This window comes from Arcobacter caeni, assembly GCF_003063245.1.
Lineage (GTDB): Bacteria > Campylobacterota > Campylobacteria > Campylobacterales > Arcobacteraceae > Aliarcobacter > Aliarcobacter caeni.
Window position 1 is genome coordinate 100,300 of sequence record NZ_MUXE01000001.1, and the last position, 14,680, is coordinate 114,979.

Annotated in this window: 12 protein-coding genes; 11 read left to right on the forward strand and 1 reads right to left on the reverse strand. The window is 26.4% G+C overall.

Annotated features, from left to right (window positions below; translation table 11 throughout):
- The first annotated feature begins 59 nt into the window (after positions 1 to 59).
- Together selA and selB are read left to right on the forward strand one after the other, a co-directional pair.
- Positions 60 to 1,406: an L-seryl-tRNA(Sec) selenium transferase gene (gene selA / locus B0174_RS00510; RefSeq protein WP_108557679.1), complete on the forward strand. Its 1,347-nt coding sequence runs from the start codon at positions 60 to 62 to the stop codon at positions 1,404 to 1,406.
- Entirely contained in the window at positions 1,406 to 3,235 is a 1,830-nt protein-coding gene (gene selB / locus B0174_RS00515; RefSeq protein ID WP_108557680.1) for a selenocysteine-specific translation elongation factor, read from the forward strand. The genes selA and selB overlap by 1 nt, the downstream gene beginning before the upstream one ends.
- A 22-nt stretch (positions 3,236 to 3,257) precedes the next feature.
- Here selB and B0174_RS00520 read toward each other — a convergent pair whose 3' ends face one another.
- Positions 3,258 to 5,285 (reverse strand): HAMP domain-containing methyl-accepting chemotaxis protein, encoded by a 2,028-nt coding sequence (locus B0174_RS00520; protein ID WP_108557681.1) that lies wholly within the window; start codon positions 5,283 to 5,285, stop codon positions 3,258 to 3,260.
- 117 nt (positions 5,286 to 5,402) lie between these two features.
- On the opposite strand from B0174_RS00520, the gene B0174_RS00525 reads away from it, so the two are divergent.
- From B0174_RS00525 to B0174_RS00565, 9 genes are all read left to right on the forward strand, one after another.
- Positions 5,403 to 7,022: a UvrD-helicase domain-containing protein gene (locus B0174_RS00525; protein WP_108557682.1), complete on the forward strand. Its 1,620-nt coding sequence runs from the start codon at positions 5,403 to 5,405 to the stop codon at positions 7,020 to 7,022.
- A gap of 56 nt (positions 7,023 to 7,078) precedes the next feature.
- A complete protein-coding gene (locus tag B0174_RS00530) occupies positions 7,079 to 7,825 on the forward strand; it encodes a hypothetical protein (RefSeq protein ID WP_108557683.1) in 747 nt (248 codons plus the stop codon).
- An 11-nt stretch (positions 7,826 to 7,836) separates the two neighbouring features.
- Positions 7,837 to 9,084 (forward strand): response regulator, encoded by a 1,248-nt coding sequence (locus B0174_RS00535; protein ID WP_108557684.1) that lies wholly within the window; start codon positions 7,837 to 7,839, stop codon positions 9,082 to 9,084.
- A gap of 75 nt (positions 9,085 to 9,159) precedes the next feature.
- The gene (locus B0174_RS00540) at positions 9,160 to 9,639 is read left to right on the forward strand and encodes a glutathione peroxidase (RefSeq protein WP_108557833.1); all 480 of its coding nucleotides are present in this window, start codon (positions 9,160 to 9,162) and stop codon (positions 9,637 to 9,639) included.
- Between the two features lie 52 nt (positions 9,640 to 9,691).
- Positions 9,692 to 10,264 (forward strand): nicotinamide riboside transporter PnuC, encoded by a 573-nt coding sequence (gene pnuC / locus B0174_RS00545; protein ID WP_108557685.1) that lies wholly within the window; start codon positions 9,692 to 9,694, stop codon positions 10,262 to 10,264.
- Positions 10,254 to 11,000, forward strand: a complete 747-nt coding sequence (locus B0174_RS00550; protein WP_108557686.1) for a phosphotransferase — start codon at positions 10,254 to 10,256, stop codon at positions 10,998 to 11,000. Before pnuC ends, B0174_RS00550 begins: the two co-directional genes overlap by 11 nt.
- A gap of 36 nt (positions 11,001 to 11,036) precedes the next feature.
- Complete coding sequence (uvrC, locus tag B0174_RS00555) at positions 11,037 to 12,890, forward strand: excinuclease ABC subunit UvrC (RefSeq protein ID WP_108557687.1); 1,854 nt, start codon at positions 11,037 to 11,039, stop codon at positions 12,888 to 12,890.
- A gap of 2 nt (positions 12,891 to 12,892) precedes the next feature.
- Complete coding sequence (locus B0174_RS00560; RefSeq protein ID WP_108557688.1) at positions 12,893 to 13,915, forward strand: alanine racemase; 1,023 nt, start codon at positions 12,893 to 12,895, stop codon at positions 13,913 to 13,915.
- Entirely contained in the window at positions 13,912 to 14,580 is a 669-nt protein-coding gene (locus B0174_RS00565) for a tetratricopeptide repeat protein (RefSeq protein WP_108557689.1), read from the forward strand. The genes B0174_RS00560 and B0174_RS00565 overlap by 4 nt, the downstream gene beginning before the upstream one ends.
- The last annotated feature ends 100 nt before the right edge of the window (positions 14,581 to 14,680 follow it).

Here is a 14,680-nt window from a genome sequence, read left to right on the forward strand (position 1 = left end):
CCACTTGTAAGAAACAAATATTACATAAAACAATTTTAAAACCATCTGAAAGGGTAAAAATGTCTTTACTAAAATCCATTCCAAAGGTTGATAAGTTTATCACAAACAAAACTTTTGAGGGATTATCTACAACTTTAATTACTAAAATTTCAAAAGAAGTAATAGCAAATTTAAGAGAAGATATATTAAATAATAAAATCCAAAATATAGATGAAAACATCTTAGTTTCAAATGTACTAAAAGAATATGACTCAATCACAGCACCATCTTTGCAAACCGTGATAAATGCCACAGGAATCATAATCCACACCAATCTTGGTAGAAGTTTAATAAACAAAAAAAGCTTAGAAAAAGCCATAGAAATAGCAACTTCTTACAACAATCTTGAATATGATTTAATTGAAGGGAAAAGAGGTGAAAGATACTCACATATTGTAAAAACTCTTCAAAATCTAACAGGTTGTGAAGATGCAATTGTAGTAAATAACAATGCAAGTGCTGTATTTTTGATTTTAAATACTTTTGCAAAAAATAAAGAAGTAATTGTAAGCCGTGGCGAACTTGTGGAAATTGGCGGAAGTTTTAGAGTTCCTGAAGTTATGACTCAAAGTGGAGCTATTTTAAAAGAAATTGGAACTACAAATAAAACTCATGCAAGAGATTATGAAGATGCAATTTGTGAAAATACTGCAATGCTTATGAAAGTTCATAAATCAAACTATTCTATTGAGGGCTTTACAAGTGAAGTTGATTTTGAAGAGATTGTAAACATATCTTTTAAAAACAACTTGATTGATTATTACGATATGGGAAGCGGTCATATTATTGATTTGCCATTTAATTTATCTCAAAAAGAACCATCTATTTTAGAAATTATGAAATATAATCCATCACTTTTGAGTTTTTCAGGTGATAAACTTTTGGGAAGTGTACAAGCTGGAATTATAATTGGAAAAAAAGAGTTAATTGAGAAAATCAAAAAAAATCAGCTTTTACGAATGTTAAGGGTTGATAAAATAACTCTTAGTATTTTGGAAGATACTCTAAATTCATACTTAAAAAATGAACTAAATGATATTCCAACTTTAAAAATGCTTTTTATTTCTCTTGAAACTTTAGAGCAAAAAGCAAATACACTTTTTGAAAAAATAAAAGATATTTGTAAATGTGAAGTTATAAAAACTCAAACTTTAATTGGTGGTGGAACAACTCCAAATAAAAAAATACCATCAATTGCACTTTGTATAAATGATGAAAAATATAAAGCAAACCAACTGGAAAAACTTTTGAGAAAAAACAATCTAATTACAAGAATTGAAAATGAAAAAATTCTTCTTGATTTTAGAACTATTCAAGAAAATGAAATAGAAAAAATAGCTGATATTTTCAATAAGGTTTTTAACTAATGTCAAATATAATAATAGGAACAGCAGGTCATATTGACCATGGAAAAACAGCACTAATCAAAGCTTTAAATGGTTTTGAGGGTGATAGTACAAATGAAGAAAAAGAAAGAGGAATAACAATAGATTTATCTTTTTCTAATATGACAAAAGGTCAACAAAATATCGCTTTTATTGATGTTCCAGGACATGAGAAACTGGTGAAAAATATGATTGCTGGAGCTTTTGGATTTGATTATGTAATGCTTGTAATTAGTGCATCTGAGGGAATAAAACCTCAAACAGTTGAGCATATTGAGATTATTAATCTTTTAGGTTTAAAAGAGATAATTGTAGTACTTACAAAAAAAGATTTGATTACAGATGATGAATTAATTTTAAAAAAAGAGGAGATTTTAGAGTTTTTATCAACTTTTGATTTTGAAATAAAATTTGTAAGTTGTGTATCTATTTATGATGAAACTTCCGTAGAAAAACTAAAAAATCAACTTTTTTCTATAAACAGTAGCACAAAACAAGAAGAGAATTTCTTTAGATTTTATGTGGATAGAGTTTTTTCACCAAAAGGAATTGGAACAGTTGTAACAGGAACTGTTTTGGGAAAAAAATGTGAACTAAATGAAAAATTATATATTTGTCAATCTCAAAAAGAGACAAAAATAAAAAATATTCAAGTTCATAACCAAAATGCACTTGAAGCAAATATCTCAAATCGAGCTGCTTTAAATCTGCAAGGTGTAAATATTTCTCACATAAATAAAGGTGATTTAATTACAAAAAAAGGTCATATTAGAGGATTTGATGGAATTGATATATCTTTTAAATGTCTAAAAACAAAAAAATTAAATCACAATCAAACCTATTCTTTATTTATTGGAGCGAAAAAAATAGAAGTAAAAATATTGCTTTTTGATTGTATTACAAATCTTGAAGAGGGCTTTGCAACAATAAAAGCAAGCGAAAATCTATATACAATTTTTGGTGAAAAAATCTTACTAAGAAGTGGAAACGATACGATTTGTGGGGGAATTGTTTTAAATCCAATTATTGACCCAATGAAAAAAAATCAAAAAAGAAATTTATTAGAAGCTTTAGATAAAAAAGATTTTACAAATGCTTATAAAGAGCTACTTGAAGCGCACAAAAAAGGTCTAGGAATCATCTCATCAACTCAAAGATTTGCACTTTCTCATAGTGAAGCAATAGAATTTGCAAAAAAAATGCAAGATGTTTTTATAGATGAAAAAGAGTTAGTTATTTATCCTCTTTCTACAAAAAAATTTGTAAAAGATTTTATAAAAGAGATTTATACAAAAAATGCTTATGCCCTACTTTCAAACACTTCAATAGCTTTGCGATTAAAATGGGCAAGTGTTGCATTTATTCAAAGTGCTTTAGATGAACTTGAAGCTGAGAATTTTCTAACAAAAGATGTATCTTTATATAAAAATGCAAATATCAAAGAAGATTTTGCAAAAGATTTAGAAGATATTGTTTTAAAAAGATTAAAACAAGAAGATATAATCCCAACTGCTCCTTATAATATTTATGATGATTTAGATTTAGATAGAAAATTAGGTGATGATATTTTGAAATCTTTAACCGCAAAAAAACAAGTAATACGACTACAACATAATTTATTTATTCATTTTGAAAGTTTAAATAAAATCGTAAAAGCTATGAGAGAAATCATAAAAAATGATGGATTTATAGGAATTCCAAACTTTAAAGAAAGATTTGATTTAAGTAGAAAATATCTGATTACTTATCTTGATTATTTAGATAATTATTCAGATATTAAAAAAGTTGACGATAAACGATTATTCGTTTAACTTCTTTGGACGAAGGAAGAGTTTAAAAACTCTCCCACTCATCATTATCTTTTGTATTAGCTGTTATTTCTCTTTTAGCTTCTTTTATAACTTCTTTTTTTATGCTTACTGTTGGTTCAGTTTTTTTAGCTTGTGGTTTTGAAGTTATTGTTTGATTTGAAATAATTTGTCCATCATATTTTTTTGCTTTAACATTATGTTTACCCTCAAACTCTTTTTCATCTGCATCAGAAACAATAGTTAAAGCGATACTTTGTGTTTGATTTGCAATATCTTTAGTTTGACTAGCAACATTAGCATTTGCTTGTGTTTGTTGATCAAGTGAATTAATTGCGTTGTTGATTTGTTCTATTCCTTGTTGTTGCTCTTTTATAGCTACTTCAACACCTTTTATTAATTCCATTGTTTTAGCAATATTTTCAGTTAATCCACTATATCCAGCAATCATTTTACCAGCTATATTTTTCCCATCATTTGCTTTATTTGTAGCATTTTCAACTAGTGATTTTATCTCTTTAGCTGCATCTGCACTTCTTGAAGCTAGATTTCGCACTTCAGCTGCTACAACTGCAAATCCTTTCCCTGCTTCACCAGCAGTTGCTGCTTCTACGGCTGCATTTAATGAAAGAATATTTGTTTGGAAAGCTATTTGGTCAATTACCGTAATTGCTTCATTTATCGCATTTACTTGAGTATTAATTTGATCCATTGAAACAGTTGTTTCACTTGCAAGTTTTTGTCCCTCATTTGCAGAATTTGTAAGTTCATTTGCATAAGAAACCATTTGTATTACATTTTGTGTATTACTTGCCATATTTCCCGTAATTTCTTCTAAAGCTGCTGCTGTTTCTTCAATACTTGCGGCTGCTTGTGTTGAAGCTTGACTTAATTTATCCACATTTGATAAAAGATAATCAGCACTATCTTGAAGTGATAAACCATTTGTTTTATTTAAAACTAACATATCACTTATAACTTTTGCCAAAGCATTTAATCCAATTGCTGTTTGTCCTGTTGCTTCTGGAATTCTATATGCAAAATTTAGCTTTTGGAACTGTATTAATGCAACCTCAATTTTATTTATATCTGTTGAAACTTTTTGAGCTACGACATTTAACATTTCATTAAAAATTATTTTTAGTTCTTCTAAAGATTCATTTTCAGTATTTGCATTTACTTTAATACTTAAATTACCTGTTTTTACAACTTCAACAACTTTTTTAACATCTGTAATTAATTGTTCATCTTGTCCAATTAATTTTCTTGTTTTTTCAATATTAGTATTTACAACTTCTGAAATTTTGCTAATTTCGTCATTTGAACTTGTATCAAGTAAAGAAACATCTTTTGTTTGTTTATTTAAAAAAGCAAAGAATCCTAAAAGACCATCTTCTAATTTTTTTATAGAATCATTTATGTTTTTTCCAAGTGCGAATGAAAAAATAATAGTCATTAAAATTATCAATATTGAAATTACCAAAAATATAGTTAATGAAGCTTCAATTAAATCACCTGTATCTTTTTTATTAGTATCAATAACTTTATAAGTTTCATCTGTAAAATAATTAATCAACTCTCTCATTGCTTCATAATCTTTTAGATAAGTAGTAAAATAAAAATTCTTAGCTTCTGTAACATCTTTATTTTTTACTAAAGTTAAAATCTTTTCAGTATTGGCTTTTGTTAAGGCATAATTTTTTTCAAATTCATTAAATTTATCCTTGTTAGCTGATAATTTAGTTCCTAATCTAGCTTTGAATTTCTCATATCTTTGAGAAATTTGTAGTATATTATCATTCACACCTTTGTCAATTAGCTTATTAATTTTTTCATTATCATCCAAATTCATAATCTGAATTAAGGCTACATTTGACTGATAAGAATCTCTATCTGCTTCAAGAAGAAATGTTATCCCAGAGAAATTTACATCTGATAACTCTTTTACATTTGATTCTATATTTGATATATTGTATGAAACATATACGCTTGATGATATTGATAACATCAATAATATTAAAAACGCTCCAACAATTTTATTTCTTATACTCATTTCATTTCCTCCTGTATATTTTATATAATAATTCTATCATAAAATTTAAGTAATTTATTGAAAAATAATTTCTAGGATTTTTATTGATAATTTATTCTTTATTGCTACAATTGCAAAATGATATTAACCAAAGAACAAGAAAAAATAATCAATAGCGATAAACTCTCATTTAAAATAAATGCCGTTGCTGGAAGTGGAAAAACAACAACACTTTTAGAATATGCGAAAAAAAACTCCCACTTAAAGATTTTGTATCTTGCATATAATAAATCTTTACAAACTTCATTACAAGAAAAACTGAAAATTTATAATTTGCCTTTTATGCATGTAAGCACCATTCATTCACTTGCCTATAATAAAATCGAAGCTTACAACTACAATCTTGCCCATGATTTAAAAAATCAAGTTATAGAAAATATAATAACTACTCATGAACTTACAGTGAATCAAAAAGCCTATTATCCAATTCCTGAATATGTGGCTTTGATAAAAGATTTAGTAAATTTTTATTGTAACTCTTCACTGATTGCGCTTGATTCAAAACTTTTGGATTCATATAAAAAACAATCAGAATTAGGTGCAAAAATCCTAGAACTAATAAGTAAAAATGAAACAAGAGTTATTGAACATCTAAAAACAATTTTAAGCGCCATGAAAAATAAAATCATAGATGCAACCCACGATTTTTATTTAAAGATGTTTTATCTAAATAAAAAAGTATCGACAAATCTTCCTTATGATTTGATTTTGGTTGATGAAGCTCAGGATATTAGCGATGTAATGATTGGAATTGTTGAAAATCAAAGTTGCAGACGAATTTATGTTGGAGATTCTTTTCAACAAATTTATACTTTTAGATTTGCTACAAATGCCTTAAATAAAATTGATTTACCATCTTTTGATTTAACACAAAGTTTTAGATTTGGAGATAATTTTGCCAAAGTTTTACAAAATAATCTAAACAGTTTATATGAAATAAACTCCTCAAAACCTCTTAAAATTTCAGGTTTAGAGAAAAGCACTTTGATTGGAAAAAATCATATTGATTTTTCTAAACAATTTTGTGTGATTGCACGAAGTACTTTTGGCTTAATTCAGCAATTAGTCTATTTTATCCATGATAAAAAAAAGGTCTATTTTGAGGGTGGTTATAACTCTTATTCATTTATGAACCAAACTGTTTATTCTATTTTTTATCTAAAACAGAAAAAAAACGACAAAATCACAATAGATGAAATCAAAGATTTTGAAACTATAAATGAGCTAGAACAGTTTGCAAAAGATACAAAAAATCAAGATTATTTAAATATTATCAAGTTCATAAATACTTATGGTGATAATATTTTTGAGATAAATAAAAAGATAAAAGAGTTTTTAGTAAGTGATAAAAATCAAGCAGATATTATTTTTACAACAACCCATAAATCAAAGGGTTTGGAATACAATCAAGTAATTATGGCTGATGATTTTATCTCAAAAAAAGAGATAACAAACACAAAAAACAAACTCTCATATCAAAGAATAAATGAAGAGTTAAATATCTATTATGTTGCAGCAACAAGGGCAAAAGATGTTATACAACTAGCTGATTTAAATCTATCTTACACTTACAATGAAAATGATGAAACCACATCTTATGTGAAATCAAGATTTATAAGCAAACGAGCTGATAATAAAAAAAGCAAAGAACTTCAAGATGAATGGTTGAAAAAAAATAGAGTCAAAAAACTAATATAAGCAAGGTATTTAGGAATATTTGATAATATATATTTAATAATAAATAAGGGATTTTAATGCAATATTTTGGAACAATTGAAACTAAATATGAAGAGATTTTTTTAACTGAAAGTTATATGTATTTTAATGCAGAAGATGAAGAAATTACAGTTAAAGAGTTTAAAGAAAAAATAAAAACAACAAAAGATAGAAAAAAAAACATAATAGGAACTGTGATTTTATATAGTCCTTTAGTAACTCCAGTTGGGTTTGATTCAAACAAATATTTACTTGAGCAAGATTTTGAAGATTTTGGAAAAATGATTGAATTAAAAGGTGAACATCATATCACTATATTCAAACAAGCCATGAGAGAACATTGTGCTGGAAAAATAGTTGAAATAAGAAATTTATTTAATTTAATAGAGAGAAATATTGATATTCCAGTGTTATTAGAAAAATTTAATAACGATTTAGAAAGTTACAATTCTTTTCAAACTACACAATTTGATAGAGAAATAATGTATTTAGATGCTGCAAATTTAATTCCAAGTGGAAAATTTGTATTCTTTTGCTGGGGAGATAAAATCAAAGAAAAAGAGTTTCCATATATAAACGATTATGCAAAACTTTTATATGAAAACAGTGTAAAACTTGGCAAAAAAGTGGTTTTTGTTTATAAAAAAGAAAAAACTGAGCAAGGAGCTATTGATTATCTACAATTTTCAAATCCTATGCAAAATCATAAATACAAAAACTCAATTATAAATGCTATAAAAAAAGCTTTTGAAGAGTTTCCTCCAACGGTTACTCCTTACGAATAAAAGGAAAAATTATGTTAACACCTGATTTCTTAAAAAACCAAAGAGTTCTTTTTATTGAAGATGAAGAGTTAGCTAGAGAAAAACTAGCTAAGATATTAAGTAAACTTTTTAAAGAGGTTGTTTTAGCATCAAATGGTCTTGAGGGATTAGAAAAATACGAAAAATCAAAAATTACAAATGAAAAAATTGATTTAATCATTTCTGATATTAATATGCCAATTATGAATGGTCTTGAAATGTTAGAAAAGATTAGAGAAATAGATACTGTTATTCCTTTGATTTTTACAACTGCTAGAAGCGAATCTGATAATTTACAAAAAGCTATTGATTTAAATGTTAGTAATTATATTATGAAACCAATAGATACATTAATTCTTGTAAAAAAAATAACTGAAGTTTGTGAAAAAAGCTATTTTGAAACAGAACTTCAAGAAAAACAAAAAGAGCTTCAAACATATTTAGATGCTGTTGATAGTGTGGCATTAATTTATAAAATGGATGAAAATGGTGTTATTTCATTTGCAAATAAAAGCTTATTACTTGCTTCAAAATATACACTTGATGAATTAAAAAATATTAATTTTAGCGAACTTCTTCATCCTGATGTTCCAAAACAATCAATTGATGATACATGGGAAATTTTGAAAAAAGGTAAGATTTGGACTGGAAATACTAAATTTATCACAAAAGACAAAGAAACTTTTTATTTAAAAAATACAATTTTTAAAATAGAATCTCATCACAAAGATGAGTATATAACTATTGGTTTTTCTACAACTCAAGAAAATAATGAAAAGAGAGAATTTCAGAAAAAAGTTATAAAAACAATTCAAGAATTTAATAAAAAAGAGTTTACATATAAAAAGCTTATAGTTGAACTAAATGATAAAATTGAACAATTAGAGTCATATATTCCTAAATTACAAGAAGAATTAGAAGAACAAAAAGCAAAAACACTAAGTAGACAAAGACAACTAGAACATTATGAACTGCAAATGCACAATGTTGATGAAAAATACCTAGGACATATGACTGTAAAAAGTAAAGAATCAGATGAATATACAAGAACAATTGCAATTTTAAAACAAGAAAAAAACATACTCGCAGATAAAAACAAAGAAGCTAATTTAGAAATAGCTGCTACAAAAAAAGAACTTGATCTTTTAACAAAAACAAATGCTGAAAAAATGAAAAGAATAAATGACTTAACAGATGTTATAAAAACACTTGAATCAAGAATTAGAGATTTGATGGAATAAAGGAAAAATATGTTTACAAAAATAATATTAACTTTGATACTAACTTTTAGTTCAATAATTGCAAAGGAAAATAAAATGAGTATTTATGACTTTAATGTAAAAACAATAGATGGTGAAGAAATTTCAATGCAAAAATACAAAGGAAAAGTTCTTTTGATTGTAAATGTTGCTAGCAAATGTGGATTTACAAGCCAATATGAGGGTTTAGAAAATCTTTTTGAAAAATATAAAAATGAAGATTTTATGGTTTTAGGATTTCCATCAAATCAGTTTGCAAATCAAGAACCTGAATCAAATGAAAAAATCAAAGAGTTTTGTTCTTTAACTTATGAAGTAAAATTTGATATGTTCGCAAAAGTAGATGTAAATGGAGATAATGAAGCTCCTTTATATAAATTTTTAAAATCAAATCAAAAAGGTATTTTAGGAACAGAAGCCATAAAATGGAATTTTACTAAGTTTTTAGTTGATAAAGATGGAAATATTGTAAATAGATATGCATCAACAACTACACCTGAATCAATAGAAGATGACATAAAAAAACTTCTAAAATAAAGGAACTATAATAGAAAATTTTACAAATAATATCCAAGAAGCAATATCTTATATGACTTCTTGGGAAATGTTAGCTGTTTTTTTATCAGTTAGTTATTTATTACTTGCCATTAAACAAAATCTTTGGTGTTGGGGTGCTGCATTTTTTAGTACATTAATTTATAGTATTTTATTTTTTGATGCTTCGCTTTTAATGGATAGTGTTTTAAATATCTTTTATTTAATAATGGCTGTTTATGGTTGGTATTCGTGGAAATATGGAAATAGTGAAAAAATAGAAAAAGAGTTGGGAATAACTAGTTATAGTTTTTTCACAAATATAAAAATCATATTTATTTTAATATTTATCTCTTTATGTTTGGGTTATTTTATGGCAAATTATACAAGTGCTGATTTTGCATATTTAGATACTTTTACAACTGTATTTGCTGTATTTGCTACTTATATGCTTACAAAAAAAGTATTAGAAAACTGGCTTTATTGGGTTGTAATTGATGCTATTTCAATTTATATTTATATTCATAAAGGTTTTTATTTAACAGCTGTATTATTTTTAATATACACACTTCTTGCAATGATTGCGTATAAACAATGGAAAAAAGAGTATTTAAGTTTTGACAATTAAAGAATTAAAAAAATATAATATTTTTAAAGAAGAGTTATTAAGCCTTGAGTTATTAAAAAATCAAGGTTTTAATAATATATCTTATCTTCTAAAAACTATCGAAAATTCTTATGTAATAAGAGTTTTTAAATCAAATGAAAGTGTAAATATAAGCCGTGAATTTGAGTATAAAATTCAAAAAAAAGCTTACAAAAAAAACATAGCTTCAAAACCTATTTTTTTAAATGCTAAATTTATGATTTATGAGTATGAAAAAGGTATTCATAAAACTAAATTATCAGATTTTGAATTAAAAGAATTGGTTTTAAAAGTAAAAATATTTCATAAATTTAAAATAAAAGAAAAACCTTATGATTTACTTTTGGATTTAAAAAATTATTCGCAAAAACTTACAAATAAGAAAAGTAAAAAATTAATAAAAAATTGTTATAAAAGTTTGCAAATACTAAAAAAATACAAATACAATTTTGCATTAACACATCATGATTTAAACCCTAAAAATATAATTTTTAACGAAATGAGCTTGAAAATTATTGATTGGGAATATGCAGGAGTTAATGATTGTTTTTTTGATTTGGCTTCTATTTGTATGGAGTTTAAACTAAACAAAAATCAAGAAAAAGTAGTTTTAAATAGCTATTTTAAAACTAAAAAAAGTTATCACAAAATAAAACTAAAACATTACAAAATTATTTATGATAGTTTCTGTAAACTTTGGTTTGAAGCAAATATTTAAAAGAGATATTTAACCTCTTTCGGGTATTATTCCCTAATGAATCTACTAGACAAACTCAAACAACTTCCCGATGATGCAGGCGTTTATCAATACTTTGATAAAAATGGTCATTTACTTTATATTGGAAAAGCAAAAATTCTAAAAAATAGAGTTAAATCGTATTTTAAATTTACTCCAAAACTTCTTCCTGCTGATAAATTAGGTGCAAGAATTTATAAAATGATTAGCGAAGTTGAAAGTTTAGAATGGATTGTTGTTCCAAGTGAGCATGATGCTTTGATTTTGGAAAACTCTTTAATCAAACAGCTAAAACCAAAATACAATATTTTACTTCGTGATGACAAAACTTATCCTTATATTGTCATTGATTATGGTGAAGATTTTCCACGACTTGAAATCACAAGAAAAATTCATAAAGGCAAAAATATCAAATATTTTGGACCATATTCAACGGGTGCAAAAGATATGCTTGATAGCATTTATGAAATAGTTCCATTGGTGCAAAAAAAATCTTGCATAAAAGGAAAAACTGCTTGTTTATTCCATCAAATAAAAAAATGTTTTGCTCCATGTGAAAATAAAATATCAAAAGAAGAGTACGCAAAAATAGTAGAAAATGCTTTAGAATATATCTATAATAAAACAAAATTAATCTCAAAACTAAATGAAAGAATGTTGCAATATTCAAATGATTTTAGATTTGAAGATGCAATGATGATACGAGATAGAATAAAAACTATAGAAAAATCTCAAATAAAATCAGGAATTGATTTAACAACAAACGAAGATATAGATATTTTTGCAATAACAGCTTCAAACAAAAAAGCTGTAATTGTTCGAATGTTCATAAGAGATGGAAAAATCACATCTTCAAGCCATGACTTTTTAAAAGTTGATAACTTTGATGAAGAGTTTGAATTTGATTTCCAAGAAGCTTATAAAAGAGCAATTATCAACTACTATGATAATGAAATTCCACTTTTACCAAAAGAGATTTTAGTGGGAATTGAACTATCTGATACTTCTGATTTAGAAGAATTTTTACAAATAAAATTTAATAAAAAAATCAAAATTATAAATCCAAAAAAAGATAAGAAAAAAGATATTGTTCAAATCGCTCTTAGCAATTGTGATGAACTTTTACGAATTGATTCAAGTAAAAACCAAACAAGTATTTATGAAGAGTTAAAAGATTTATTTACACTTCAAACTCTTCCATATAGAGTTGAAAGTTATGATAACTCACATATGATGGGACAAGCAACTGTAGGAGCTATGGTTGTTTGGAGTGAAGAGTTAAATGCTTTTGATAAAAAATCTTTTAGACATTATAATCTTGAATCAAAAGATGAATATTCTCAAATGAGAGAGATGTTAATTAGAAGAGTTGAGAGTTTTGAGAAAAATCCAGCACCTGATTTATGGATAATTGATGGTGGTGAAACTCTTCTAAAATTAGCCTATGATATTGTGTTATCAGTTGGAGTAAATCTTGATATAATTGCGGTTGCAAAAGAGAAAATCGACGCAAAAGCTCATAGAGCAAAAGGTGCAGCAAAAGATATTATTCACTATAAAGATAAGAAAAGTGGTGAATTTAAAAATTTTAAATTATCAACAAGCGATAAAAGATTACAATTTGTGCAAAGACAAAGAGATGAAGCTCATAGGTTTGTAATCAATTTTCATAAGAAACAAAAAAGAGCAGAAGATAAACAGATTTCATTATTACAAATCAAAGGAATAGGAGAAGCAAAAATCAAAAAACTTCTTTTATATTTTGGAGAATTTGAGAAAATCAGAAATGCAACTTTTGATGAATTAAAAAATGTTTTAAATGAAAAAGATGCAATGACTATATTAAATTATTTTACAAATCCAAAGGATTAATTTTGGCAAAAATTTTATTAAATAAAGAAAATTTACTTTACAATTTTGGTGTTATTTCAAAACAAACAGGTTCTGTTGAAAAGGTCGCTGTTGTTCTAAAAGATAACGCTTATGGGCATGGACTTTTAGAAATTGCAACAATGGCAAGTGAATTTGGAATCAAAAAAGCAGTAGTGAAATCAATAGAAGAAGCGTTAGTAATTGAGAAATTATTTGATGATATTTTAATCCTTGCACAAAAAGATATTCACACTTATTCACATACTTTTCACATAGCTTTAAATAGCCTTGATGCTATAAAAAACTTACCTGAAAATATAAATGTTCATATCAAGGTAGATACGGGAATGCACCGAAATGGTGTAATGCCAGAAGAGTTAGAAACGGCTATTTTAGGGCTTTTAGAAAAAAATATTAAAATCACGGGTGTATTTACACATCATAAAAACTCAGATGAATTAACAACTGACTTTTACTGGCAGAAGTCCGTATTTAAAGGGGTAAAAGAGAATGTGAAAACAATATGTGAAAAACTTTCTTTAGCAATCCCCGCATTCCATTCTTGTAACTCAGCAGCACTTTTTAGAACCACTGATTTTGACGAAGATTTTGCAAGAGTTGGAATTGCAACTTATGGATATTTAGATAATGCAGGAGTTTTTGATTTTCCAGTTTTAAAACCAGTTATGTCACTTTGGGCTTCAAGATTAGCAACACGAGAGTTAAAAAAAGGACAAAGTGTTGGTTATGGTGGAACATTCACTGCAAGTGAAGATATGACTGTTTCTACTTATGATTTAGGTTATGGAGATGGATTTTTAAGATTAAATGAAAGAACAGCTTACACAACACCAAAAGGTTATAAAGTTTTAGGTCGTGTTTCTATGGATAATCTTTCACTAAACACAAAAGATGAGGATGTTTGTATTTTTGATGATGTTCATGTATTGGCAAAATTACACGATACTATCACATACGAAATCACAACAACACTAAGTCCATTTATAAAAAAAGAAATAGTGTGAAAAAAACTCTACTTTTTCTATTTATTCTAGGAAGTTTTTTAAATGCCATGACTTTTGAAGAAGCAAATGCTATTCAAAAAGTTCAAGGAAGTTTAAAAGCTCTTGGTGCATATAAAGAATTAGTAGAGCAAAATAATCCTCAAGCAATGCATGAATTGGCGCTTATTTATCTAAAAGGTGATGGAATTGCAAAAAATATAAATAAAGCTCAAGAACTTCTAAAAAAAGCTTCTGATTTAGGAAATGCTGAATCTACATATATTTTGGCAAAACTTTATCTTTCAAATAAAACAATATTTTTCGATGAAAAAAAAGCTTATAACACTTTTGTAGATGCAGCAAATCAAAATCACGCAAAAGCCCAACTGATGATTGGACGATTCTTTTTATTAGGAGAAATCGTATCAAAAGATTACGAAAAAGCCCTACACTATTTCAAACTAGCTTCAAAACAAAAAGAGTACGAAGCAAACTGTTATATTGCCTATATGTACGCAAGTGGAACAGGTGTTTTTCCAAATTTTGGAAGAGCAAATAGTTTCGCAAAAAGTGAATATGAAAAAGGCAATAAATTTTGTATAAAAGTATGGAATGATTATAATTTATTTAAATATCCAAAAGATGAGGGGTTTAGGATTGGGGATTATAATGTGCCTGTTGAATAATTTTTAGTTATATTAGTCCAAGAAAATGGAAGTAGAATAAATGAAATAAAAGAAGAAATTAGTAGCATCTTTGGTATTTCTGTTGATTTAGCTGATAGTT

Excerpts from the sequence above, each read along its gene's own strand:
- B0174_RS00540 (WP_108557833.1), top strand. The coding sequence starts at position 9,160 with ATGAGTATTTATGACTTTAATGTAAAAACAATAGATGGTGAAGAAATT.
- uvrC (WP_108557687.1), top strand. The coding sequence starts at position 11,037 with ATGAATCTACTAGACAAACTCAAACAACTTCCCGATGATGCAGGCGTT.
- B0174_RS00535 (WP_108557684.1), top strand. The coding sequence starts at position 7,837 with ATGTTAACACCTGATTTCTTAAAAAACCAAAGAGTTCTTTTTATTGAA.
- pnuC (WP_108557685.1), top strand. The coding sequence starts at position 9,692 with ATGACTTCTTGGGAAATGTTAGCTGTTTTTTTATCAGTTAGTTATTTA.
- B0174_RS00530 (WP_108557683.1), top strand. The coding sequence starts at position 7,079 with ATGCAATATTTTGGAACAATTGAAACTAAATATGAAGAGATTTTTTTA.
- selA (WP_108557679.1), top strand. The coding sequence starts at position 60 with ATGTCTTTACTAAAATCCATTCCAAAGGTTGATAAGTTTATCACAAAC.
- B0174_RS00520 (WP_108557681.1), bottom strand. The coding sequence starts at position 5,285 with ATGAGTATAAGAAATAAAATTGTTGGAGCGTTTTTAATATTATTGATG.
- B0174_RS00525 (WP_108557682.1), top strand. The coding sequence starts at position 5,403 with ATGATATTAACCAAAGAACAAGAAAAAATAATCAATAGCGATAAACTC.
- selB (WP_108557680.1), top strand. The coding sequence starts at position 1,406 with ATGTCAAATATAATAATAGGAACAGCAGGTCATATTGACCATGGAAAA.